The organism is Undibacterium sp. Di27W (assembly GCF_049340345.1).
In the GTDB taxonomy this organism is placed as follows: domain Bacteria; phylum Pseudomonadota; class Gammaproteobacteria; order Burkholderiales; family Burkholderiaceae_D; genus Undibacterium.
In genome coordinates this window covers 63,112-87,078 of sequence record NZ_JBMPOS010000012.1, presented here as the reverse complement: position 1 = coordinate 87,078, position 23,967 = coordinate 63,112, and the positions used below count along the sequence as shown (strand labels likewise).

The window sequence follows — 23,967 nt, the reverse complement described above, 5'->3', positions numbered from 1 at the left end:
AAGGAGGGCGTGATGAACGCCGTCGTAACAAACACATCCAATACTTCCCAAGATTTTTTCGTTGCTGACCTGAGTCTGGCTGACTGGGGCCGCAAGGAAATCCGCATTGCTGAAACAGAAATGCCAGGCCTGATGGCGATCCGTGAAGAATTCGCGGCTACCCAGCCTCTGAAAGGTGCGCGTATCACCGGTTCCCTGCACATGACTATCCAGACTGCGGTGTTGATCGAAACATTGCTGGCCCTGGGTGCAGAAGTGCGCTGGGCATCTTGCAATATCTACTCCACACAAGATCACGCAGCTGCAGCGATTGCTGCTGGCGGCACACCAGTGTTTGCTTTCAAAGGCGAAAACCTGGATGAGTACTGGGATTTCACCCACCGTATTTTCGAATGGAAAGACGGCGGCTATTCCAATATGATCCTTGATGATGGTGGCGATGCTACTTTGCTGCTGCATCTGGGTACACGTGCTGAAACAGATATTTCTGTGCTGGCCAATCCAGGTTCAGAAGAAGAAATCTGTCTGTTCAATGCGATCAAAAAACACCTGGCGATTGATGCTACCTGGTACTCCAAACGCCTGGCAGAAATCAAGGGCGTGACAGAAGAAACAACCACAGGTGTACATCGCCTGTACCAGATGCACAAAGATGGCAAGCTGGCTTTCCCAGCTATCAACGTCAATGATTCCGTCACCAAGTCCAAGTTCGACAACCTGTATGGCTGCCGTGAATCCCTGGTCGATGGCATCAAGCGTGCAACGGACGTCATGATCGCTGGCAAGGTTGCTGTTATCGCCGGTTACGGTGATGTAGGCAAGGGCTCTGCACAAGCCATGCGTGCTTTGTCTGCCCAGGTATGGGTAACTGAAATCGATCCTATCTGCGCATTGCAGGCAGCGATGGAAGGCTACCGCGTCGTGACCATGGAATATGCTGCTGAACACGGCGACATTTTCGTGACGACAACAGGTAACTACCATGTCATCAGCCATGCACACATGCTGAAGATGAAAGACCAGGCCATCGTTTGCAATATCGGTCACTTCGATAATGAAATCGACGTCGCTGCATTGAAGCAATACACCTGGGAAAACATCAAACCACAAGTTGACCACGTGATTTTCCCTGACGGCAAACGCATCATCCTGCTGGCAGAAGGCCGTCTGGTGAACCTGGGTTGCGGTACAGGTCACCCATCCTATGTCATGAGTTCTTCTTTTGCCAACCAGACTATTGCGCAAATCGAATTGTTTGCCAATACAGCGAAATATCCAGTCGGCGTTTACACTTTGCCTAAACACCTGGATGAAAAAGTCGCGCGTCTGCAATTGAAAAAACTCAATGCACAACTGAGCGTGCTGACAGAAGAACAGGCAGCCTATATCGGCGTGAGTCAAAACGGCCCTTACAAGCCAGATCACTACCGTTATTAATCCACTATAGCGCCTGTCCGGGTTTGCAATTTGCAGACATGGACAGGTGTGCAATGAAGCTGTATCTTGTGGCTACAGCTTCATCCATCTACAACAGGAGCATGTATGCGTTTACTGGCAACCTGGTTGGTCAATGCGCTGGCTTTGCTGGCTATCCCTTATTTGATTTCCTCAGTACAAATCGATAGCTTCGGCACCGCACTGGTCGTGGCTGTAGTGCTGGGCCTGGTCAACACCATCATCCGCCCCATCGTCTTGATACTGACCTTACCTGCAACAGTATTGAGCCTGGGTCTGTTCATCTTCATCATCAATGGTCTGATGTTCTGGGCAGTAGCCAATATGGTAGATGGTTTCCATGTCACTGGTTTCTGGGCTGCAGTGGGTGGCGCTTTGTTGTACAGCGTGATCTCCTGGGCACTCTCGACCTTATTATTGCAGCAGAAAAAAGATGAAAATGCCTGATTTCAGCATAGAATTTTTCCCGCCCAAAACGGCGGAAGGCACGGAAAAGCTGCGTGCAACAAGGGCCAAACTGGCCGAACTCAAACCCAAATATTTTTCTGTCACTTTTGGTGCCGGTGGCACTACCCAACAGGGTACGCTTGATACCGTGACCGAGATACGTCGTGAAGGCCATGATGCTGCGCCGCATCTGTCCTGCGTGGGTGGCACCCGCGCATCGATACGCGCCATCCTGAATGATTTCAAGGCCAATGATATCCGTCGCCTGGTGGCCCTGCGCGGTGACTTGCCCAGCGGTTATGGCATGGGCGGTGAATTCCGTTATGCCAATGAGCTGGTGGAATTCATCCGCGCTGAAACCGGTGACTGGTTCCATATTGAAGTAGCGGCCTATCCTGAAATGCATCCGCAGGCACGTTCACCGCAAGATGATTTGAACAGCTTCGTGCGCAAGATGAATGCCGGTGCCAATGCCGCCATCACCCAGTATTTTTATAATGCCGATGCCTACTTCCGCTTTACAGAAGAAGCGCGCAAGGCAGGCGTGACAGCACCTATCGTGGCAGGCATCATGCCTATCACCAATAGCACACAGTTACAGCGTTTCTCTGAAATGTGTGGCGCAGAAATCCCGCGCTGGATACGCCTGAAGCTGGCCAGCTATGGCGACGATACTGCATCCATCAAAGCCTTTGGCCTGGATGTGGTGACTGCCATGTGTGAACGCCTGTTGGCCGGTGGTGCGCCGGGTCTGCATTTCTATTCTTTGAACCAGGCAGCAGCAACGACAGCAATCTGGCAGCGCCTGGTCTGATATAGTCACAGTCTTAGGCTCCTCTAAGGGTATCCACCAGTGCATGTATGAATTTTGATTCTTTCCCTCAAGTTGCCTGTCTGATGCTGCCGGTGTTTGGTTTGCTTTGTTTTGCTGTGGGCGTGTATGACTTCTGGGGCGCATGGCGCAGCAGGTCATGGCCTGCGACTGAGGGGGAAATAGTGTATTCCTGGGCGGTGAATGTGTTCCGGGTGACGGGGGCGAACAACGAGGGACCTGGCAGCAGGTTGGGGATTGGTTATGAATATACCCTGAATGGCGTTAGGTACGAAGGGCGGCGCGCATATTTCGGTGGCGAACCAACGCTGCGTGTTGCCCGCAATATCGTGGCAAAGTTTCCGGCCAAAGCTGTAGTGAAAGTATATTATTATCCAGAGCGGCCGGGTACCAGCGTGCTGATCCCCGGGTTTAATCGTTTTACCTATGGCGGCCTCATCCTGGCATTGCTATTCTTTTCACTGACTGCCTGGTTGTGGCAATATAGGTAGCCATAGCTAGCGCAAACCCAGCCACAAACCCAGCGGTACGAATAGCACCGCAGCGGCATTGCCGAGCAAAACGATAGACGCCACCTTGTCTGGTTCCTGTTTGTATTGTTCTGCCACCATGAAGCAAAATACTGCTGGTGGCAGGGCGGCAAACAGATACATCTGGCCGCGCTGTGTGGCCGTCAGCGGCAATGCCAACTCCAGTATCCCAGCCACCAGCAAACCAGCGAGAGGGCAAACGATGGCACCCGCCATGCCTATGCGCCAGCTGGCGAAATTGATGTCCAGCATGCGCACGCCGAGTGCAAACAACATGATGGGTATGCAGGCATCACCCGTCATCTTCAAGGCCAGGAACAAGGTAGGTTGCAAGGGAATATGCAAGACCGCAAACAGCATGCCCGCTGCCATTGCCAGCATCATGGGGCTCAGCAAAAAGCGCCAGGGATTATCCTGATGATCAGGATGCCCATGCTGGATGATGCGTATGCCCACCGTGAAATACACGAGGTTGCAAGCCATGAAGAGCGCCACCGCCGCCGACAGGCCAGCAGTGCCAAAGGCCAGTGCCGCCAGCGGCAAACCCATATTGCCACAGTTGTTATACATCATCGGCGGCACAAAGCTGCGCACGTCATAACCCAGCAAACGCGCCACCGGCCAGGCCAGCAAGCCTGAGCCCAGCGCAATCAATACTCCTGCCAGTATCAGCCAGAGATTGTGGGCCACATCAAAGTCCTTGCCTGCCAGCGCAGTGAAAATCAGCAAGGGGCACAGCACATCCATGCTGATGCGGTTGACCGAGACCATATCGGCTGCCGCCGCAGGGCCTTTACGCTTTGCATAGACAAAGCCCAGGCCTATGATCATGAACACAGGAAGGATGATGGAAAGTATGCGTTCTATCATGCGGGCTTGTCAGAAAAATGAGCGTATGGTTTTACTTCTGTTCACAAGAGTCTAGCCGCTTTATCTGCTTTGTGCTGTGGCAGAAAGCACAGGTGACAAGATTTCATGTGAGCCGAATTAGCCATGGCTTGATCCATGTCAAGAGCGGCTTTGCCAGTTTTTCTACAATATGATTTCACACCTAAGGTATGCGGGGATCAATTGGCGATAGAACTTTTTAATGATGGCAAACACATCTGCGTGATGTTCAATGATCTGCTGGACGATACTGCAGACCATGCCGTCCAGGCCAACCAGTTCCTTGTCGTATCAGAAGGTGAAGGGGCACTGATAGATCCCTCCGGCAACCTGACCTATAACGCGCTGCTGGTGAGCCTGCATAAGTATTTGCCCAAGAAGGATCTCAAATATCTGTTCGCATCACACCAGGACCCGGACATCATAGGCGCACTCGATAAATGGTTGATGGGGACCAATTGCGATCTGTATGTGTCCAAATTATGGTCACGCTTTGTCCCGCATTTTTGTAATCTGAATCGCGCTGAAGGCCGCATCGTTGGTATCCCCGATGAGGGCATGCCGGTACGTTTGCGCGATACCATCATCCATGCCGTACCTGCGCATTTCCTGCATGCGGAAGGCAATTTCCAGTTCTACGACAGCAAATCAAAAATCCTGTTTTCTGGCGACGTCGGGGCATCCATGGTTGATGCGCACGACATAGAATCTGCCATCACCACCAGGGCGCAATTCCTCGATCATGTATATACCATGAGTGGTTTTCATAAACGCTATATGGTGTCCAACAAGGTTTGCCGTTTGTGGGCGAACATGGTCAGGAAGATGGACGTGGATATGCTGGTGCCCCAGCATGGCCGTTACTTCCAGGGCAGGGAGGCTATCACCGCATTTCTTGACTGGATAGAAAACCTGCAATGCGGCATAGACTTGTTTACGCAAGAACATTACCGTTTCCGTGGATAAGCAAATGACTTGTCTTTTGTAGGAGCGGCTTCAGCCGCGAACATCCGTGCCGCATCGTGCATTCGCGGCTGAAGCCGCTCCTACGAGGAAAATGAAGCCTGTCTAGGCTTTACCACTTTTCAGCACTGCATAATTCAAGGGCAGGGCCGTGGTGTTCTTGATGACTTCCATCACAAAGCTGGAACTGACATCCTGCAAATCAGCCACTTTCACCAGCTTTTTATAGACCTGGTCAAAACCCGCCATGTCCGGCACATAAACTTTCAACAGATAGTCTATCTCGCCACTCATGCGCAAGATTTCGACAATTTCAGGAATCGCACTGACACCGGCAATAAAGCGCTGCATCCACTTCTCATTATGCTGGGCCGCTTTCAGCGCCACCATGACTGTCAGTCCAAGGTTGAGCTTGACCGGGTCACATAAGGTCACCTGCTGTTTGATGACCCCATCTTCCTGCAGTTTTTGCACGCGCCGCCAGCAGGGAGTGACCGATAAATGCACGGCCTGGGCCAGATCAGCCAGTGCAATTGAGGCATCTTTCTGCAAAATATTCAGAATTTCTAGATCAATTTTGTCCATATTTTTCAATTTGTAGGATATTTTTCTAAAAATAGCATGAATTTCTAAATAATTTGGTAAAAAATTCTTTCGCGCTGTTGTTAGCATCTGTCCTGTACTACCCCTGCTGCAATCAAGGTCTTTCACGGAAGGGCTATGCCGGGGTAAAAATCAGCAAACACAGAAACGGATGCCTTATGAACTTAGTCGAAACCCCATTGCAAACTGCCACCCGCCTGACCCATGCAGGTCGCAAGGGTAAGGATCATGCGGCCTTTGTCAATCCATCCGTGGTACGTGCATCGACCATGTTGTTCCCTGATGTTGCTTCCCTGAAAAATGCCTGTGGTACGCGCCGCGTGTATGGCCGCCACGGCAATGAAACCACACAGGCGCTGGAACAGGCCCTGTGCGCCGCTGAAGGCGCTGCCGCCTGCATGCTGACACCCTCTGGCCTGTCTGCCATCACCACCACCTTGCTGGCCTTGCTGCAACCGGGTGACCATTTGCTGATGGTCGATACCGTATATGACCCCACCCGCTTGTTCTGCGAAGGCTTGCTCAAGAAAATCGGTGTCACCACCACTTATTATGACCCGCTGGTTGGCCGTGGCATTGCAGAACTCATGCAATTCAATACCAAGGTGGTGTTTGTAGAGTCACCAGGTTCCCTGACGTTTGAAATACAGGACATTCCCGGCATTGCCGCTGCTGCCCATGCGCGTGGCGCTGTCGTCGTGTCTGATTCCACCTGGGCCACACCTATAGGCTGGGATTCTTTTGATCTGGGCATCGATGTCTCCATCCATGCCGCCACCAAATACATCGTTGGTCATTCCGATGCCCTGATGGGCGCGATCCTGACCACAGCCGCGCTGGAAGAGCGCATACGCGACACTTATCGCCAACTGGGCATGACCATAGGTGCAGATGATGCGGCATTGGCCCTGCGTGGCTTGCGCACCCTGGCAGCCCGTCTGGCAGCACACAGGGAAAGCGCCCACGTAGTAGCGCGCTGGTTGCAGGCACAGCCAGAAGTGGCGGAAGTCTTGTACCCACCCATGCCTGGCAGCCCTGGCCATGAATTGTGGAAACGCGATTTCAAGCCTGAATATGCCTGCGGCCTGATGGGCGCAGTTTTCCGCGCAGATATCACAGAACAGCAAGTTGCTGCCTTGATAGACCGCACCCGTTTGTTCGGCATAGGTTTTAGCTGGGGTGGCTTTGAGAGTTTGATCTTGCCGACCAGCCCGGCATCGTATCGCACAGTCAATGCCGATAAATGGCAGTCACCGATGTTGCGCCTGCATGTAGGGCTGGAAGCAGTACAGGACTTATTGGCTGATCTTGAGCAAGGCTTTGTGGCCTTGCGCAAGAATCAGGAAGCAGTGCGTGAGCGTAGTTATCTGAAAGCCGTCATCTAAGCTAGTCATCTAAGCTAAACAGGTTTTTAGCCATTCACCCACTCTATCGCCTTCCTGAAAATACCGGCAGGCGGTGGGCTGAAGGCTTCGGCATTGCTGGTAGTAGGTTCATCCGGTTCCAGGTGACGCATCATGGAGAGGGTGTGTTGCTGGCGTATCAGGCCCTGGCGGTTGATGGTGGCGATGGTGTTGGCGATTTTTTCTGCGGCTGCATCGAGGTCGAATTCATAGAATTCATCGCCCCGTTTACCGCGGCGTTGTTGCTGGAAGAGTTTCAGGATTTCATCCATGGCATGGCCGCAGTCCTTGGTATGCAGCTCGAATACGCATTCATAGACGCCAGGGATCAATTGTTGCTGGTCACGGTTGAGTTCCATGGCTTTGGAAACGCCAGAACGGCGGGTAGCCCCGATCTTGTACAGACCCTGGCGCAAGCCATCGTTTTGCAAAATGTAGATAGTACCAGGCGTGCCATGCATGAATTGCGGTTCGCGCGGCAAGGTCCTCTGGGGGCGGTAGGAAGTAGTCATCTCTTAACCTGACATTTTGTAAAGGGATGAAGAGCAGTCTACAAAACATGTACCTGGTTTCAGACGCGGAATAAGAGGGTGCTTTGTGCTCTGTTTGTTGTTTAGATGTTGCTGAAAAGTTCGAAACAGCAATTCGCAAAAGAAGTTTGTTAAGCCTGATGTCTTACTGAATTACCACCATCCTGTTCTTGTTCCCGGTCAGGATTTCAAGCCCGCTAGCTGAAGCTAGCGGGCTTTTTTTTGATGCCTGTCATGAGTATGTCATTTGCAGCCACTACCATGCGCCAGTCCTGAAAAGTTTTACCTCCAAAGGTCAGGATACTTGCCCGCAGAGCGATCTGCGGGCTTTTTCATACTACTGTGTCGATGTATTTGCCGGGGCTGTCGTGGTTGCCGAGCTGGTTGTTGGCGCAGCCTGTGGAATATCTCCCATATCCAGGGTGCGTACACCACCGCCATTCAAGAATTCATTGAACATCCAGTCCCCCTCGGCATTGCTGATACCTTCAGGCACGGCACGTGCCACTTCCGGCTTGCCAGCCAGGGCCACGCGCATGCTGTCTATCCAGATAGGCAGGGCCAGGGTGGCACCAAATTCGCGCCCACCCAGGGATTTAGGGTCGTCATAGCCCATCCAGGCTACGGCCACTACATTGCCTGCATAACCGGCAAACCAGCCATCGACGGCATCGCTGGTAGTACCTGTCTTGCCTGCCAGATCGTGGCGGCCGAGTTTAACGCTGGCGCTGGCACCCGTGCCGCTACGCACCACTTCGCGCAACATGACATCGGTGATATAGGCATTGCGGGCATCGATGACGCGTGCTTCTTCCTGGGCTTTGGCAGCGGGCTTGTTTTCAAACAATACCGTACCCTTGCCATCCACCACCTTGCTGATCAGCCAGGGGCTGACTGAGTAGCCGCCATTGGCAAATACCGCATAGGCAGAAGTCAGTTGCAGAGGCGTCACCGAACCCGTACCCAGGGCCATGGTCAGGTTGGCCTGGTGCTTGTCCTTGTCAAAGCCAAAGCGTGGCAACCAGGTCTTGGCATGGTCAACACCGATGGCTTTCAATATTCTCACGGATACTACGTTCTTGGATTGCGCCAAAGCTCTGCGCATGCTGATGGGGCCGTCATATTTTCCATCATCATTGCGCGGGTCCCAGCGCAAGTCATTGTCCGAGGTTTCCGAGAGTTGCACGTCATTGATCAGGGTGCCGGGATAAAAGCCTTTTTCCAGTGCGGCAGAATAGATAAAGGGCTTGATACTGGAACCAGGCTGGCGCCAGGCGCTGGTGACATGATTGAATTTCTTGCGGTTGTAGTCAAAACCACCCACCATGGCACGGAATGCACCATCTTCTGCATTCATGGCGACAAAAGCGCCCTCGACTTCAGGCATCTGGGTAATGCCCCAGTGTTTTTTATTATCCTGTATCACGCGTATGACGGCACCCGGGCGTATCTTCATGCCCGCCTTGGCCTTGTCTGACAATGCCCCGGCAGCGAAGCGCAAGCCTTCGCCAGAAATCTCTATGCCCTCGCCAGATTGCAGTTCTGCCTTGATGAGTTTGCCGCTGGCCTGGATGACAACGGCAGATTGCAGTCTGTCATTGTCAGGGTGTTTGCGCAAAATCTCATCAATTGCATCGTCGCGTTCATCTTCATCCGCAGGCAGCTCTATGAAAGCCTCAGGCCCGCGATAACCATGCCGCTGGTCATAGGCCATGACATTGCGGCGTACGGCTTCATAGGCAGCTTCTTGCTCAGCCTTGTTGATAGTGGTGTAGACCTTGATACCCTTGGTGTAGGTGTCTTCCTTGTATTGCGCAAAAATACTCTGGCGTACCATCTCGGCGACATAGTCAGCATGGGCATCGAATTGCTGGCCTTTGACGACCTTGATGTCTTCCTTGGCAGCGACTTCCATTTGTGCTTCGGTGATGAAACCATTCCTGACCATGCTCTTCAAGACCAGCAATTGCCTTTGCTTGGTTTTTTCAAAATTCACGGCGGGATTATGTCGCACCGGGTTTTGTGGCACGCCTGCCAGCATGGCAGCTTCTGCCAGGGACAGTTGATCAAGCGATTTACCAAAGTAAGTCTTGGCAGCACTGGAAAAACCATGACTGCGCTGGCCCAGGAAAATCTGGTTCATATACAGTTCCAGTATCTGGTCTTTGCTGAGTGCATCTTCGATACGGTAAGTCAGCAAGATCTCTTTCAATTTGCGCGGTAATGATTTTTCATTCGAGAGGAAAAAATTGCGTGCGACCTGCATGGTGATAGTTGATGCACCCTGATGAAAGCCACCGCGCAAGTCCGCCAGAATGGCACGACCTGCACCTATGAATGAAATACCGCCATGCTCGTAAAAGCGTGCGTCTTCTATCGACAGCAAGGCGTTTTTCATGACTGCCGGGATTTGCTTGATAGGCACAAAGTCGCGGTGCTCTTCACCAAATTCACCGATCAGGGCATTGTCTGCGGTATAGATGCGCAGCGGGATTTTGGGGCGGTAATCTGTCACCGCTTCCAGGGTGGGCAAGCCTGGTGCCACCACAAAATACACAAAGGCCAGACCTGCCAAAAACAGGGTGAGACTGACACTGATACCAAACACTATCCACTTCTTCATGCTAATCCTTACTCTTCCAGGGTTTGCAAGAGATACAGGCGCTGATAAATGCCTTGCTCCACTTGCATTAATTCTTGATGATTGCCTTGCTCTGCCAGCTTGCCGTGGTTCAGCACGATGATGCTGTCGGCGTCGCGTATGGTAGAAAGCCTGTGGGCAATTGCGATGATGCTGACCTTGCCGCGCAATTCTGTCAGCGCGGTTTGCACTACCTGTTCGGTTTCACTGTCGATATGCGAAGTCGCTTCATCGAGGAACAGGATGCGCGGTTTGCCAGCCAGCGCGCGGGCGATTGCCAGCAATTGTTTTTGCCCTGTGGACAAACGTGCCCCACCTTCACCCAGCGGCGTATCGTAGCCATTTTCCAGCTGCAAAATAAAATCATGGACATGTGCCGCCTTGGCCGCAGCGATGATATCTGCCTCGCTGATGTCACGCCCCATGGCGATATTCTCGCGGGCATTGGCGGCCAGCAAAAATGGTTCTTGCGGCACCAGCCCCACCTTCTCGCGGAAGTGTGCGTCCGTGATGCTGGCCAGCGGCTGGTCATCGACTTCCATGCGACCGGACTGCGGCGTATAAAAACGTAGCAAGAGACTCAGCAGGGTAGATTTGCCACTGCCGGTATGGCCGACGATGCCATAAAAACTGCCCGCCGGGATATCCAGGCTAAAGTCATGCAAGACTGGCCGCGCAGGGTCATAACCAAAATTGACTTTGTCCAGGGTCAGGTGGCCGTCAGTAATACGTGCATCGCTGTTGGCCTGTACATGCTGGTGTTCATTCAGTAGCGTGTTGACACGCGCAGCAGACACCACAGCTTGCTGTATCTGGCCAAATTGCAGGGTGATCTGTATCAAGGGTTCGACCACGCGGGCGATGTAGCTGACGAAGGCATACAGCACGCCTATTTCCACACCAGAAAAACTGCGCTGGCTGAAAGTGAAAATCACCACTACCAGCAAGATCGAATTCATCAGGTCCAGCGCCGGCCGCAACAGCCAGGCATTGGCACGCAATTCATCCAGCCTTGCTGCATAGTGCAATTGGTTGGTTTTGGCAAAGCGCTCACCAAAGCGGCGCTCGGCATTGCTGGCTTGCAGCGTGCTCATGCCATTGATGCTCTCTGCCACCTGGGCATTGATTTCACTGCGCAACTGACGTGCCTTGCTGACGGCGGGAGCACTCCAGCGCTGGTAAAACCAGACGATGATGATGACCGCCGGTATCAGCATGAGGACGATGAGCATCAAACGCCATTCCAGCAAGGCCATCGCAGTCAGGGCACCGAGGACGACGATGGAACTGTCGAGCATGACGAACAGCACCTGAACATACAGGTTCTTGACCGACTCAGTGTCATTCGTCACCCGGCTCACCAGTTGCCCGGTAATCGCCTTGTCAAAGAAAGCCATGGGCAGGCGCAGCACATGTCCATACACCTGTTCACGCAAGCGCCGTACTGAACGCATGGCCACACCAGCCAGCCGTGTCAGTTGCAAATAGCGTAACCAGGTCGCACCCCAGCCCGTCAGCACATAAGCGGCCAGCAAGCCTATGACCATGCCCATGTCCATCTGGTGAGGCAACAGGTAACGGTCTATGAAAGCCTTGCCAAGAAACGGTCCAACCGCTTCCAGGCCAGCGGCGATCATTAAAAAGAAAATGCCCAGCCAGACATGGCGTTTTTCATCGCGGGCTGCGTGCAACAGCAAATGCACTGCCTGTTTTTTCTCCGACATGGCAGCGGGTAATTGTTTCGTATCAGGCTGCATCCAGGCTTGCTTCCAATTGTTGATAACGCCATTGCGTGGCATACCAGCCATTCAAATCCAGCAAGGTCTGGTGATTGCCCTGTTCTATAATTTTGCCTTCACGCAAAACCAGGATGTGATTGGCTTCCAGTACCGCACTCAGGCGGTGACTGACGATGACGGCACTGCGTTCAGGATGTTCTTGTCGCAGCTCTGCCAGATGTTGCAGGATATGCGTTTCGGTTTGCGTATCGACGGCCGACAAGGCATCGTCTAGCAATAATAAAGGACTGGCCGTCAGTAGTGCGCGGGCAATGGCCACGCGCTGTTTCTGGCCACCAGACAGGGTGACACCACGCTCACCCACCAGCGTGTCATAGCCATGCGGGAAGCGTTGTATATCATCATCCACTGATGCCAGTTGTGCTGCCTTCATGACCTCGGCACGGCTGGCGGCAGGATTGCTGAGCGAGATATTGTCAGCAATCGACGCCGAAAATAAAAACGGTTCCTGCGCCACCCAGTTGATAGACAGGCGCAGGGCTTGCAATTTATAGTCTGCCAGCGCATGCCCACCCCAGGCAACTTCACCTTGTGCCGCCTCGATCTGGCGCAGCAGCAGGCGCACCACGCTGGATTTGCCTGAGCCGGTAGGGCCTACTATACCCAGGGTCTGGCCAGGCGCGATACGCAGGCTGATGTCCTGCAGGGCTGGCCTGGTTTGTCCAGGGTAAGCAAAGCTGACATTCTCCACGACCAGATCACCGGCTGGTGGTGTATCCAGTTTGCCTTCATCATTGACGCTGAGTTCCTGCGTCAATACCGGTTCCAGCCGCGCCCATGCAGCCTTGCCGCGTTCCAGCAGCGACAAGACCCAGCCCGCAGCAAACATGGGCCAGATCAACTGACCCAGATACATGGAAAAGCTGGTCAAGGCACCGATGCTCATTTCACCATGCCAGACCAGATAGCCACCGACGCCCAGCGTCAGTGCACCAGCCGCAGTCAGGGACAGGCCCACTGCAGGTTCATAAGCTGCTTCCCAGCGTTGCGCATTCAGGCTGGCAGCAGCGGCGTTTTCCGCCAGCTCGGCAAACTGTGCAGCACTGCGCTGTTCCAGGCCAAGGGCGCGCAGGGTGCGCACGCCGGATAAAGTCTCTTGCACCTGGTCATTGAGTTTGCTGAAGCGGTCGAGAGAATCGCGCGAGGCATCCTGTATATGATGGGTAATATGCTTGAAGGCCCAGGCCATGAAAGGGAAGGGCAGCAAGGCCGCCAGTGCCAGCCGCCAGTCCACGCCCAGCAGCATCATGCCTATCACCAGGGCAAAGGTCATGCTGCCATCAAAACCAGCAAGAGCGGCTTCGCCTGCGGCCAGTTCTATGGCATCTGCATCATTGGTGCCCAGCGCCATCAGGTCGCCAGTTCTTTGCTGCTGGAAAAAACTGCTTCCCTGCACACTCAGGCGTTCATACAAACGGGTACGTAATTGCATGCCGAGTTGATAAGAAGCCGTAAACAATTGCGTGCGCCAGCCTACCCGCAGGAAGTAGATTGCCAGACCCATGCCCAGCAACCAGGACAATTCCCACATCAGGGCAGTGTTGTCAAAACGTCCTGCCACCATGCCATCGATAATCATGCCGACACGGCGTGGTATCAAGACCGTCATGACAGCAACGGCAAACAGCATCAGGCCAGCACTGAGGTACTGGCGCCAGTGCTGGCGGATAAATTGTGCTAAAAGCTGATACAGACTCATAGGTGGTTCAGACTGGTAAGACAGAAAATGGTTGCATGTATCAAAGGCAAGTCCTTGAATGATGGCAAAGCGAGAAATGATACAGTATCCTCACCCTGGCTTTATTTATTGAGATTTTGATTGTTTCAATAGTAACTATTTGCTACGCCTTGATTTTCGTTGCAATTTAAGGACTACAATGAAACCATCATTGTACTTTACCGATAAGCATGCAATTTCAGCCCGAAGAGCAAGCACGAAAAGCAGTTTGCGCCGGCTGGCAAATCAGTTTTAATGGCCAGCGTATGCTGTACGAACAAGTCAGACCCTGTCTGGCGGGTTTATTGCGTGCGCAACATGTGGCGGAAGATATCGTCGATGACTTGCAATTGATTGCAGAAGAAGTCCTGGTGAATGTCTTGAAGCATGGCGCATCGGAACAAGACCCGGCATTGATCAAGCTGAATGTGCGTTTGCAAGAGCGCGAGATCGTACTGGATATGGTGGATAATTCCCATGCCTACAATCCACTGCATGGCGTTAGTCAGCCGGATCTGGAGGTGGATTTTGCCGACCGCCCCCTGGGTGGCCTGGGCTTGTACTTGGTGAGTGCGCTGGCTGATCATATTGATTACAACTATGCACAAGGCCAGAATAATCTGCATATACGTAAATTTCTTGTCAAAGCTTGATATCAACGAATAGACAACAAACAGAGGCCAGCCAGTGTTAGAAATTTCCATAGACGAAACCCAGTTGCCCACCGCAAGAATAGACCTGGCAGGCAGCCTTGATACCAGTACAGCAGCCGATCTTGAAGCGTTCTTTGCCAGCAGCGTCAGCGAAGAAGTCAAGATACTGGTCATGAGCATGGAAGCACTGACCTTCATCTCCAGCGAGGGTTTGCGGGTGCTGGCCAAAATACGCAAGACCATGCGCAATCATGGCGGCACGACTTATTTCGTCAACCTCAGCCGCCAGGTACAAAAAGTATTTGAAATCGTGCGCGCCGCGCCTTTGAATGAAATTTTTACCAGCACAGCAGAGCTGGATGCCTATTTAGCCGATATGCAACGCAAGGCGGTTGAAGATTAATTGGTTGAAGATCAATTTATACGAAATAAACAAAACATAAAAGCGTTGATGCTGGTATCAATGTTTTGTTTTTATGAAAAGTAAAAATAGAAAATTTTTGTAATTTTAGAATTGAATTCACAGCAGATCTGGAAACCTAGAGGTTTACTTCTCCCGCAGTTGCCTCATAGCACTATATAATTCGCACCCTCATTATTGTAGTCTCCATGCTTGTTGCAAAATAATCCGGCCTGATTGCGTCGGCCCCTGGTATTACCTATACTCAGGCAATGTCTGCGCGCTTCATGAGCGCGACACTAGCCCATCTTTTGCAACAGCCTCCAAACAAATGCTTCTTACATGCTAAAAAAGCATAAGGAAATCATATGAAATTGCGCTGTATTCTCCAGGCTGGCGTTTTTGCGTCGGCTGCCGTTATTGCACAGGTGTCAGTGGCTGACACCTTTGATCGTATCAAAAAAAGCCAAACCATCAATATCGCTTATCGCGAAGCAGCCTTGCCATTTTCTTACTTGTCTGAAAATAAGGCACCTATCGGTTACACCATCGATATCTGCACCAAAATGGTGGAGGCGCTCAAGAAGGAATTGAAGCTACCACAGTTGAAAATCAATTTTATTCCGGTGACCGCAGACAACCGCATACAGTTCATGACATCCGGCAAGACCGATATGGAATGCGGTTCCACCAGTAATACGGCAGAACGCCGCAAAGAGGTGGATTTCACCATACCGCATTTCTTTTCCACCTTGCGCATGATGGTCAGTACCAGTTCAGGCATCAAGAACTGGACCGACTTGAAAGGCAAGAAAGTCGTCTTCACCAAGGGTACTTCTACCGATAAATTCATACTCGAACGTGACAAGGTACGCGCCCTGAACATGAAGCTGGTAGAAGGCAAGGATCACAGCGATTCTTTCAGCATGCTGGAAGCAAACCAGGTAGATGCGTTTGCCCAGGATGAAGCGATTTTATTTGGTTTGAAAGCCAAAGCAAAAGACCCAGCCAAGCTGACGATCGTTGGTGATCCGCTGGCATCTGAAGCCTATGCCATCATGCTGCCTAAAGGCGATGCTGCTTTTAAAAAATCCATAGATGCAGAAATGGGACGCATGATGGCCGATGGAGAAATCACCAAGTTGTATGAAAAATGGTTTACCAAACCCATACAACCAAAAAACATGAACCTGGCCTGGCCCATGGGCTCTTTGTTGAAGGAAACCATACGCTTCCCTTCCGATAAAGTGAATTAAGACGCAGCCTGCAATCATGAAAAAAGCCCGGGATGCTATCCCGGGCTTTTTCTCATTTTGCAGCAAATATTAAAAAACTTTGCTGGTCTTAAGGTCTTATTTACTGAGCTTATTTGGTCTTACTTGGCCGAAACCTGGAACAGCTCATTGTCACGCTTGAGCATATTCCACAAGAAGGTATAAGTGATCGCACTCATGTCGGCACGTTGCGCATTATTTGCTGCACCACCATGGCCACCTTCTGTGTTTTCGTAATACCAGACATTCTTGTGTCCCTGTTCCATCATCTTGGCAGCCATCTTGCGGGCATGGCCAGGGTGGACACGGTCATCACGGGTAGAAGTGATGAACAAGACATTTGGATATTTCACTTCAGCCTTGACGTTCTGGTAAGGCGAATATTTGGAAATGTAATCCCATTCTGCAGGTACATCAGGATTACCATATTCACCCATCCAGGAAGCACCCGCCAGCAACTGGTTGAAGCGGCGCATATCCAGCAAAGGCACCTGGCTGACCACCGCATTGAACAAGTCTGGGCGCTGAGTCAAAGCGACACCGGCCAGCAGGCCGCCATTACTGCCACCCATGGCACCCAGGTGTTTGGGGCTGGTGATCTTGCTGGCAATCAGGTCTTCTGCTACAGCAGCAAAGTCATCATAGGCGCGTTGACGGTTTTCTTTCAATGCCAGTTGATGCCAGCGCGGACCAAACTCGCCGCCGCCACGGATATTGGCAACCACATACACGCCGCCTTTTTCCAGCCAGCTCTTGCCCAGGCCACCAGAGTAAGAAGGTGTCAGGGAAATCTGGAAACCACCATAGCCATATAGCAGGGTAGGATTATTGCTGTCGTACTTCACGTCCTTGCGGCTTACGACAAAATAAGGGACCTTGGTGCCATCTTTGGAGGTGGCAAATTTTTGTACAGTCGCATAAGCAGAAGCGTCAAAGAAGCTGGGGGCAGACTTCAGCAATTCGCGTTTGTCATTGCCTGCATGAGCCAGCATGTAAACGCTGGGTGTCAGGTAATCAGAATAGCTGAGCAGGTAATCATCTGACTTTTCTGCATCCATGCTACTCACACCAACTGCACCCAGGGTAGGCAGGGCAACGGTACGTGCAGTCCATTTGCCGTTGTCGAATTTCCATTCTTTCAAACTGCTCTTGACGTTATCCAGGCTTTGCAGCAAGAAATAATTTTTTGTGATAGCAGCACCGGTATAGGAGGTGGTGTCGCTAGGCGCGAACAAGACAGTGAATTCGCGGTTGCCCTTCATGAAGGCATCAAAGTCTATCGCCAGCACACTGCCAGACTCATAGGTTTTGCCACCGACATTCCATGCTTCACGCGGAGTGATGATGGCTTGTTTGCCAAAGAAATTGATATTGCTCTTTGCTGGCAAATCCAGCTTGGTCAGTTTATCGCCTTCTTTCAGATATTCTTCTGAGGTGTAGAACGTGATCTGGCGGCTCACCAGTTCTCTGTGCACACCTTTATGGTCGCTGGAATTGGCACCCACGGCCATATCAGTTTTTTCGCCTTCAAACAGAGTCTTGGCGGCAGACAATTCTGTACCGCGTTTCCATTCCTTGACGACGCGTGCGTAACCGGAATCTGTCAGCGTACCGGCACCAAAATCAGTGGCAACAAACAGCGTGTCTTTATTGACCCAGTCAAGGTTTACCTTTGCTTCAGGCAGGCTGAAACCGTCTTTAACGAAAGACTTGCTGGCCAGGTCAAATTCACGGGTAACAACCGCATCAGCACCACCGCGTGACAGCTCTATCAGGCAGCGATCATATACTGGTTCACGGCATACGCTATTCTTGAATACCCAGTTTTCATTTTCTGCCTTGGCCAGTGCATCGACATCGAGCACCACTTCCCATTTAGGCTGGGCTTTCTTGTATTCTTCCAGGCTGGTTTTACGCCAGACACCGCGCTGGTGTTCGGCATCCATCCAGTAATTGTAGACAGCATTGCCCATCTTGCGTATGCCGGGAATACGGTCTTTGGAATCGAGCACGACTTGCAAATCTGCCTTGAGCTTGTTAAAGCCAGCATCTGTATCGAGTTTGCTGCGCGTGACCTTGTTCTGGTCCTTGACCCAGTTCAGGGCTTTTTCGCCGGTGACATCTTCCAGCCACTGGTGTTTATCTTCTGCCTGGGCCAGTGCCAGACCTGTTGCGCTCAGCATGCACAGTGCGGCAATCAGTTTCAATTGTGGTTTCATTGCTTTCCTTATTGTTGGACAGGCTGTCCCAGCCTGGTATTTTTTCACTCAGGATTACTGCGGGCTATTTTCATGGCTCGCTGATTGACCCTGTGTACACGCGTTTAGTTCAGCGCGCCAGTCAAGGATTCTAAAGCTATGTATTCCAATAGTGCGCTGTGATTTATGTGATGATACAAAACTAAGTTTTGCTTTTTACAGGAAAACGGCTTTCAGCGTCAGAATGATGTAGTTTTAATAATTTTATGCAATCCTGCTTTGCAGGCCTCATTCTGCAGATGTCTTGATTTGCCTGGCAAATTGCGCCAGCTCTTCGCCATTCATGTCTGACACGGCGACATAGTGCATGCCAGCCTCACTCCATTGCATTAACTGGTAACCACGGTTTGACACCGTTGCTGGCGGGGATGAAGTTTTGCCATTTTCAGGATAGACATACAAACTCACAATATGCTTGCGATGCTGGTACACCAGAGCTGCCACCTGACGGCCAGCCAGATAATCTAGCCTGCCACCCAGCAGGGGGTAACCCTGTGCCGCCAGATCACGTACCGGCGGTGAAAAATCCAGTTTGCCCGCATACCAGGGTTTTACCGTGTGCTGGTCTGAAGACACAACATCGACCATATGCCCAGGTGCCAGCGAGCGGAAATGGCTGCTGAGCACATCCTCATTAAAAATGTCGGCGGCAGAAGGCTGCGACAGATAGAGTACCAGCATGCCCGCAAAGGCAGCAGTACTCATGCCCGCCAGGCCCAGGTTGATCCAGGCCCATGGCCAGGCACGGAAGCTCGAAGAGAGGGACGGGCGTTGCTGCGCCAGGTCTGCCATGATTTTCTTGCGCAATCCGGCGGGTGCAGTATGGTAATGCGCATGTTGCTGCACGCCTGCCTTCACTGCCTGCATTTGTGACAAGGCCGCACTGCAATCCTGGCAGCCTGCTATATGCATATCTACTTGCGATGCCTGCCTGGCATCGAGCTCCTGATCTAGGTAAGCAGACATCAATGGCCTGATTTGCTTACATTCCATGTTCATCTCCTGATGGTCCTGCTTGCAGAAATCCCAGCAATAATTTCCTGGCGCGTGCCAGTCGTGACATTACCGTGCCGATAGGGATGCCTGAGACTTCTGCGATTTCCTTGTAGGAAAAATCATCCATTTCTTTCAATACCAGCACCTCCCTGAAAGCCTGTGGCAGTTTCTCCAGCGCGAGATTGACGGTTTTGCCCACATCGCGCATTTCCCACGCATGGGCCGGGTCTTTGTCAAAGGCATAGCTGGAGTCTTCATTGCTGCCTGCGCTGTCACCATGCATATCCTCATCAAAGGCAATATCCGTGGCCGTGTCCTTGTTGTCACGCACAGTGGTGTAGTAAGTGTTGCGCACTATCGTCATCAGCCAGACGCGGATATCCCCACCGCGATAACTGTCGCGAAAACGGAAAGCCCGCAGATAGGCGTTCTGCACCAGGTCTTCTGCATCATGGTCATTGCGCGTCAACCAGCGTGCAAGGTTATAGGCGGCATCCAGATGCGCCAGGGCGAGGGTTTCAAATTCTTTGGCAGCACGGTCATCTTTCAAAAAAACACCCATTTTATTGATCCTTGCCATGAAGACTCAATATTGCGCAAATTTATTCCCGTTCGGATAAAAAAAATAAAACAAATTTTTTGAGAGATTGCCGGAATAAATTCCTGGCTTCATGAGTATTTGCATCCATGAGAATTACCACATCAAGCATAAGGCCAAAAAGATGAATAGTCGACCACATTTGCTGGCAATACTGATCAGCCTTGCCATGACGGCCAAAGCACATGCAGCAGGGGATGCCAGCGTCGGGCAGGTGCTTTACCAGGCCAGGTGTGCAGCCTGTCACTCTGTTCAATATAACGGTGTCGGCCCGGCGCATCTGGGCGTGTTTGGCCGCAAGGCAGGCAGCGTCGAAGGCTATGTCTATTCTGTTGCCTTGAGCAAGGCCAGGCTGGTCTGGGATGAAAAATTGCTGGATGCCTGGCTGCGTGATCCCGAGAAATTATTGCCGGGTCAAAAAATGGGCATCTCCACAGCTTCTGCCCGCGAGCGCGCAGACCTGATTGCCTACCTGAAGACCTTGAAAGCAGCACAGCCGCAGCACCCTTGACTTACCTCGTCATTTTTATTAAAGCGCAAGACCATCTTCTATAAAGGACGCATCATGTTAGACCGTAGAAATTTCCTGAAACTTGGTGCCGTAGGCGGCGGTGCCGTGTTCATGTCTGGCCTGTACCGCTCGGTGCTGGCAAATACTGAATCCGATTTTTATTTTGTCCAGTTGTCGGATACTCACTGGGGTTATAGCGGCGACGCCAACCCCGAGGCAAAAAACACCCTGAAGAAGGCGATAGAAAGTGTCAATGCCTTGCCCCATCAGCCTGATTTCATCATCTTCACCGGCGACCTGACTCATACCATCGATGACCCGGTGGAACGCCGCAGGCGCATGGCAGAATTCAAAGACATCACTGGCGGCCTGAAGGTCAGGAATATCCGTTTCATCCCCGGTGAACATGATGCTTCACTCGATGCCGGTGCTGCCTTTAAAGAGTATTTTGGCGCGACCAACTATAGTTTCGATCATAAAGGCGTGCATTTCATCGCCCTGGATAATGTGTCCGACGCAGGCGCACGCATAGGTGACAAGCAACTGACCTGGCTGGAGGCTGATCTGAGCAAGCAGGCAAAGGAGGCACCTATCGTGCTCTTCACGCACAGACCCTTATTTGATCTGGCTCCCAAATGGGACTGGGCCACCCGTGATGGCGCACAGGCGATTGCCTTGCTGACGCCATATACCAATATCAGCGTGTTTTACGGCCACATCCATCAGGAACACCATCACATGACGGGGCATATCCCGCATCATGCTGCCAAATCCCTGATCTTCCCTTTACCGGCTCCAGGCTCCCAGGACAAGCGCACCCCCTTGCCGTGGAAGCCGGATGCGCCATTCTCTGGCCTTGGTTTCCGCGAAATTGATGTGGACGGTAAAGTAAGCAGCGTCAGCGAATTCCCCGTAGTAAAGGCATGAACATGAAAGTATCCAGACGCCTGTTTTGTACGAGTGCGGCCATGACGTTGCTGGGCGCGGCATCTGTCATGACTTACAGCGAGCTTGCCCATGCGCAGGCTAAATCCAGAAAGCGTGTGATCCCTGTCAAAGCCCAGAAATTTTCATTCCTGCCAAATAGCATAGAAGCCAAAGTGGGTGAAACCATCGTGCTGGCTTTCACTGCACTGGATTTCACTCATGGTTTCAATTTACCCGATTTTAATCTGCGCATGGATCTGGTACCAGGCAAAGTCTTCAATGTGGAACTGAAATTGGACAAGCCTGGCACTTATGAATTTTTATGCGATAACTTTTGCGGTGATGGACATGAAGGCATGAGTGGTAAGCTATTGGTGCAAGCCTGAACATCATGGAGGAGCGGCTTCAGCCGCGAATGCCCGCGATATACGAAATGTCGGATACTGCGAAGTGTTCGCGGCTAAAGCCGCTCCTACGAACTACCCCTTTGCAGACTGAGCGTAAAACTGACCCCATCGGCGACATTCTGTGCACTGATGGTGCCACCCATTTTTGCCATATAGGTTTTGGCGACAAACAAACCCTGACCTCGGTTGCCATGAGCACCAGAATCGAGCTGGTCTGATACACCATATTCAAAAATCTTGTCTATCAAATCGTCGGCAATATGCGGTCCCCGATTGTGCATCGTGATCGTTGCTGCCGTTTCACTGTTTTCCAGCTTGATACTAATCACTGTTCCTGACTCGCGATAACGCTCTGCATTGCGCAAAACATGGGTCACTACGTCTTCCAGCGAATACTCATCGGCCTTGACCATGACGACCTCATTCACGCCTTCATAGGTGACATTGGGTATGCCTACCAGAGGTGCATTGCTGGCGACGTTTTTCAGGAACAGGGTGATATCAATTTCACTGACCTGCAAGACTGTCGATTGAAATGCCTCGCTGGGTGAGGCGCTGCCATACAGCACACGTATGGCTTGCTGCATGCGGCTGATATAACGGTTGCTCTGGTCTTCGGCATTGCCATGCAGAGCCATCAGCGACTGCAGTGGTGACATGATTTCATGGCCAACCGCATGCCACATTTCTTTCTCTTGTTCCGTGCGTATGGTTTCGCGTTCCACGTCTTCTTTGACACGTCTTAATAAATCATGCAGGCAACTGGCGAGCACACCCAGTTCATCCGGGCTGCGCAAATCGCTGACATCGAATTGTTCCAATTCACCCGCACCCTTCATGGTTTTGGAGAGGGACACGGCGCGCCTGGTCAGCAAAGTGATACGCCTGATTATACTGACTTCGATCAGCAACCATGCCAGCGTCAGCGCCAGTAACATGGCACCGACAAACCAGGAGACGCGGCTGGCCACCACACTGAGGCTCTTGCTGACACTGCGCACATCGCCTTTCAGCAAGACTTCATAATTGGCCAGCGGAGTGTTGATGGTTTCGCGGCTTTCCAGCGGGATATCGTATTCATCCACAGGCAGGCGACGTATCAGGCGGGTGATGATATTCCAGGATTCATCGCTTTGCTCAAAGGCTCCTGTCAGATTGACCAGGTCATCCTTGCTCTCTTGGGCATCGCGCTTGCGTATGATCAGGGTTTCGCCAGGCAAGAGATTGTTTTGTAAATCCTTGAGTGAAAATGGGGTTGCTGTCGGCGCGCTTTTACTGTCGAGCAGGGCGGTTTCAGAATCCGGTGGCAGCACAGACAGGCTGACTTCCATCTGGTCCAGGTCTTGTGGTGGCCAGACCGGACGCTTCTTTTCAAACAGGGCTTCCTGCAAGGCGGGGATGGGCAGGCGCAGCGAGAAAAAAGTATTTTTCTGGCAGTCGGCATCCTTGTCATCCAGGTCAGCCTGGTTGCAAACCGCCTGTTGCCAGGCCCAGCCACGAAAGTCTTTGACCGGGCGCGCATTCGGTTTGTTGGCTTCGCTTTCATTGAAACCGGTCAGACGTCCGCGCACCCCCTGATTTTGCCTGGCTGGGGCGATTTCTTCTTCAAACGGGGCTATCCAGCGATACGTCTGGCCGCGCAGACTGACGCTGACCTTCAGTCTGTGTGCCTGCATCAGGCTCTCATTGCCGCGTTTGTGCGAAACCAGCTGCTTGCTGTTGAAATTGCCTGCAACATAGATGAAACCACCGGCCCAGGGATTATTACCTATGCCACTACAGAGGGCTCCCTCATTGCCATACTGCACCAGGCAACCCGACATGGCGATGGCTTGCTGTACTTTATTCTGGTCATCAAAGTCGATGGCAGAGTAAGGTAGCAACAGTGGGTGCAGGGATGCCCGTTGATTTTCAACCGGAGGATTCAACAAGGCCAGTTGCCCGGCAGGGTGGCGCAGGGTGGCCGAGATTTGCAAACGGGTTTTATTGAAATTGCTTTGATAATTGTTATAGCTGAGCTGCTTTTCCTGCTGCAATACCGATAGCGCCAGGCCTACTGTCGCCACGGCCAGCAGTAAAAAGACGCCACGAAATAATATCCGTAGCCGGTAAGTCGCCAGCAAGAATTTATTCAT

General features: G+C 51.9%; 22 protein-coding genes. 12 read left to right on the top strand and 10 right to left on the bottom strand.

The window, feature by feature from the left end; genetic code table 11:
- Positions 1 to 12 precede the first annotated feature (12 nt).
- The 4 genes from ahcY (at position 13) to ACO0LF_RS22160 (ending at position 3,225) form a co-directional block, all read left to right on the top strand.
- Positions 13 to 1,437: an adenosylhomocysteinase gene (gene ahcY / locus ACO0LF_RS22175; RefSeq protein ID WP_423017988.1), complete on the top strand. Its 1,425-nt coding sequence runs from the start codon at positions 13 to 15 to the stop codon at positions 1,435 to 1,437.
- A 105-nt stretch (positions 1,438 to 1,542) separates the two neighbouring features.
- Positions 1,543 to 1,902, top strand: coding sequence for a phage holin family protein (locus tag ACO0LF_RS22170; protein ID WP_423008885.1), 360 nt, complete (start codon positions 1,543 to 1,545; stop codon positions 1,900 to 1,902).
- The gene (gene metF, locus ACO0LF_RS22165) at positions 1,889 to 2,716 is read left to right on the top strand and encodes a methylenetetrahydrofolate reductase [NAD(P)H] (RefSeq protein WP_423008883.1); all 828 of its coding nucleotides are present in this window, start codon (positions 1,889 to 1,891) and stop codon (positions 2,714 to 2,716) included. The genes ACO0LF_RS22170 and metF overlap by 14 nt, the downstream gene beginning before the upstream one ends.
- Positions 2,717 to 2,763: 47 nt before the next feature.
- Positions 2,764 to 3,225, top strand: a complete 462-nt coding sequence (locus ACO0LF_RS22160) for a DUF3592 domain-containing protein (protein WP_423017986.1) — start codon at positions 2,764 to 2,766, stop codon at positions 3,223 to 3,225.
- A gap of 6 nt (positions 3,226 to 3,231) precedes the next feature.
- Here ACO0LF_RS22160 and ACO0LF_RS22155 read toward each other — a convergent pair whose 3' ends face one another.
- Complete coding sequence (locus ACO0LF_RS22155) at positions 3,232 to 4,134, bottom strand: AEC family transporter (protein WP_423017985.1); 903 nt, start codon at positions 4,132 to 4,134, stop codon at positions 3,232 to 3,234.
- Positions 4,135 to 4,335: 201 nt separating this feature from the next.
- On the opposite strand from ACO0LF_RS22155, the gene ACO0LF_RS22150 reads away from it, so the two are divergent.
- A complete protein-coding gene (locus ACO0LF_RS22150) occupies positions 4,336 to 5,118 on the top strand; it encodes an MBL fold metallo-hydrolase (RefSeq protein ID WP_423017983.1) in 783 nt (260 codons plus the stop codon).
- Between the two features lie 102 nt (positions 5,119 to 5,220).
- On the opposite strand, the gene ACO0LF_RS22145 is transcribed toward ACO0LF_RS22150, so the two are convergent.
- A complete protein-coding gene (locus ACO0LF_RS22145; protein ID WP_423017981.1) occupies positions 5,221 to 5,700 on the bottom strand; it encodes an Lrp/AsnC family transcriptional regulator in 480 nt (159 codons plus the stop codon).
- 176 nt (positions 5,701 to 5,876) lie between these two features.
- Between ACO0LF_RS22145 and metC the strand changes: the two genes are divergently transcribed.
- Positions 5,877 to 7,103: a cystathionine beta-lyase gene (gene metC / locus ACO0LF_RS22140; RefSeq protein WP_423017979.1), complete on the top strand. Its 1,227-nt coding sequence runs from the start codon at positions 5,877 to 5,879 to the stop codon at positions 7,101 to 7,103.
- Between the two features lie 26 nt (positions 7,104 to 7,129).
- Here metC and ACO0LF_RS22135 read toward each other — a convergent pair whose 3' ends face one another.
- The 4 genes from ACO0LF_RS22135 to ACO0LF_RS22120 all read right to left on the bottom strand — a co-directional run bounded on the left by ACO0LF_RS22135 (position 7,130) and on the right by ACO0LF_RS22120 (position 13,790).
- Positions 7,130 to 7,633, bottom strand: coding sequence for a GIY-YIG nuclease family protein (locus tag ACO0LF_RS22135; protein ID WP_423017977.1), 504 nt, complete (start codon positions 7,631 to 7,633; stop codon positions 7,130 to 7,132).
- Between the two features lie 355 nt (positions 7,634 to 7,988).
- Positions 7,989 to 10,274, bottom strand: coding sequence for a penicillin-binding protein 1A (locus tag ACO0LF_RS22130; protein WP_423017975.1), 2,286 nt, complete (start codon positions 10,272 to 10,274; stop codon positions 7,989 to 7,991).
- A gap of 8 nt (positions 10,275 to 10,282) precedes the next feature.
- Positions 10,283 to 12,049 (bottom strand): ABC transporter ATP-binding protein, encoded by a 1,767-nt coding sequence (locus ACO0LF_RS22125; protein WP_423018258.1) that lies wholly within the window; start codon positions 12,047 to 12,049, stop codon positions 10,283 to 10,285.
- The gene (locus ACO0LF_RS22120) at positions 12,039 to 13,790 is read right to left on the bottom strand and encodes an ABC transporter ATP-binding protein (protein WP_423017972.1); all 1,752 of its coding nucleotides are present in this window, start codon (positions 13,788 to 13,790) and stop codon (positions 12,039 to 12,041) included. The genes ACO0LF_RS22125 and ACO0LF_RS22120 overlap by 11 nt, the downstream gene beginning before the upstream one ends.
- A 209-nt stretch (positions 13,791 to 13,999) precedes the next feature.
- Between ACO0LF_RS22120 and ACO0LF_RS22115 the strand changes: the two genes are divergently transcribed.
- The 3 genes from ACO0LF_RS22115 (at position 14,000) to ACO0LF_RS22105 (ending at position 16,117) form a co-directional block, all read left to right on the top strand.
- Positions 14,000 to 14,461, top strand: coding sequence for an ATP-binding protein (locus ACO0LF_RS22115; protein ID WP_423017970.1), 462 nt, complete (start codon positions 14,000 to 14,002; stop codon positions 14,459 to 14,461).
- 34 nt (positions 14,462 to 14,495) lie between these two features.
- A complete protein-coding gene (locus tag ACO0LF_RS22110; RefSeq protein ID WP_423017968.1) occupies positions 14,496 to 14,864 on the top strand; it encodes an STAS domain-containing protein in 369 nt (122 codons plus the stop codon).
- 365 nt (positions 14,865 to 15,229) lie between these two features.
- Positions 15,230 to 16,117: an amino acid ABC transporter substrate-binding protein gene (locus tag ACO0LF_RS22105; protein ID WP_423017966.1), complete on the top strand. Its 888-nt coding sequence runs from the start codon at positions 15,230 to 15,232 to the stop codon at positions 16,115 to 16,117.
- A 119-nt stretch (positions 16,118 to 16,236) separates the two neighbouring features.
- Here ACO0LF_RS22105 and ACO0LF_RS22100 read toward each other — a convergent pair whose 3' ends face one another.
- The 3 genes from ACO0LF_RS22100 to ACO0LF_RS22090 form a co-directional block, all read right to left on the bottom strand.
- The gene (locus ACO0LF_RS22100; RefSeq protein WP_423017964.1) at positions 16,237 to 18,354 is read right to left on the bottom strand and encodes a prolyl oligopeptidase family serine peptidase; all 2,118 of its coding nucleotides are present in this window, start codon (positions 18,352 to 18,354) and stop codon (positions 16,237 to 16,239) included.
- Between the two features lie 267 nt (positions 18,355 to 18,621).
- A complete protein-coding gene (locus ACO0LF_RS22095; protein WP_423017962.1) occupies positions 18,622 to 19,386 on the bottom strand; it encodes an anti-sigma factor family protein in 765 nt (254 codons plus the stop codon).
- On the bottom strand, positions 19,376 to 19,969 hold the full coding sequence (locus ACO0LF_RS22090; RefSeq protein ID WP_423017960.1) for a sigma-70 family RNA polymerase sigma factor: 594 nt from the start codon (positions 19,967 to 19,969) through the stop codon (positions 19,376 to 19,378). Before ACO0LF_RS22090 ends, ACO0LF_RS22095 begins: the two co-directional genes overlap by 11 nt.
- 142 nt (positions 19,970 to 20,111) lie before the next feature.
- Between ACO0LF_RS22090 and ACO0LF_RS22085 the strand changes: the two genes are divergently transcribed.
- The 3 genes from ACO0LF_RS22085 to ACO0LF_RS22075 are packed head-to-tail and all read left to right on the top strand — an operon-like array spanning position 20,112 to position 21,811.
- The gene (locus ACO0LF_RS22085) at positions 20,112 to 20,498 is read left to right on the top strand and encodes a c-type cytochrome (protein ID WP_423017958.1); all 387 of its coding nucleotides are present in this window, start codon (positions 20,112 to 20,114) and stop codon (positions 20,496 to 20,498) included.
- Positions 20,499 to 20,552: 54 nt separating this feature from the next.
- Entirely contained in the window at positions 20,553 to 21,425 is an 873-nt protein-coding gene (locus ACO0LF_RS22080; protein WP_423017956.1) for a metallophosphoesterase, read from the top strand.
- 2 nt (positions 21,426 to 21,427) lie between these two features.
- Complete coding sequence (locus tag ACO0LF_RS22075; RefSeq protein ID WP_423017954.1) at positions 21,428 to 21,811, top strand: cupredoxin domain-containing protein; 384 nt, start codon at positions 21,428 to 21,430, stop codon at positions 21,809 to 21,811.
- Between the two features lie 86 nt (positions 21,812 to 21,897).
- Here ACO0LF_RS22075 and ACO0LF_RS22070 read toward each other — a convergent pair whose 3' ends face one another.
- The gene (locus tag ACO0LF_RS22070) at positions 21,898 to 23,967 is read right to left on the bottom strand and encodes a sensor histidine kinase (protein ID WP_423017952.1); all 2,070 of its coding nucleotides are present in this window, start codon (positions 23,965 to 23,967) and stop codon (positions 21,898 to 21,900) included.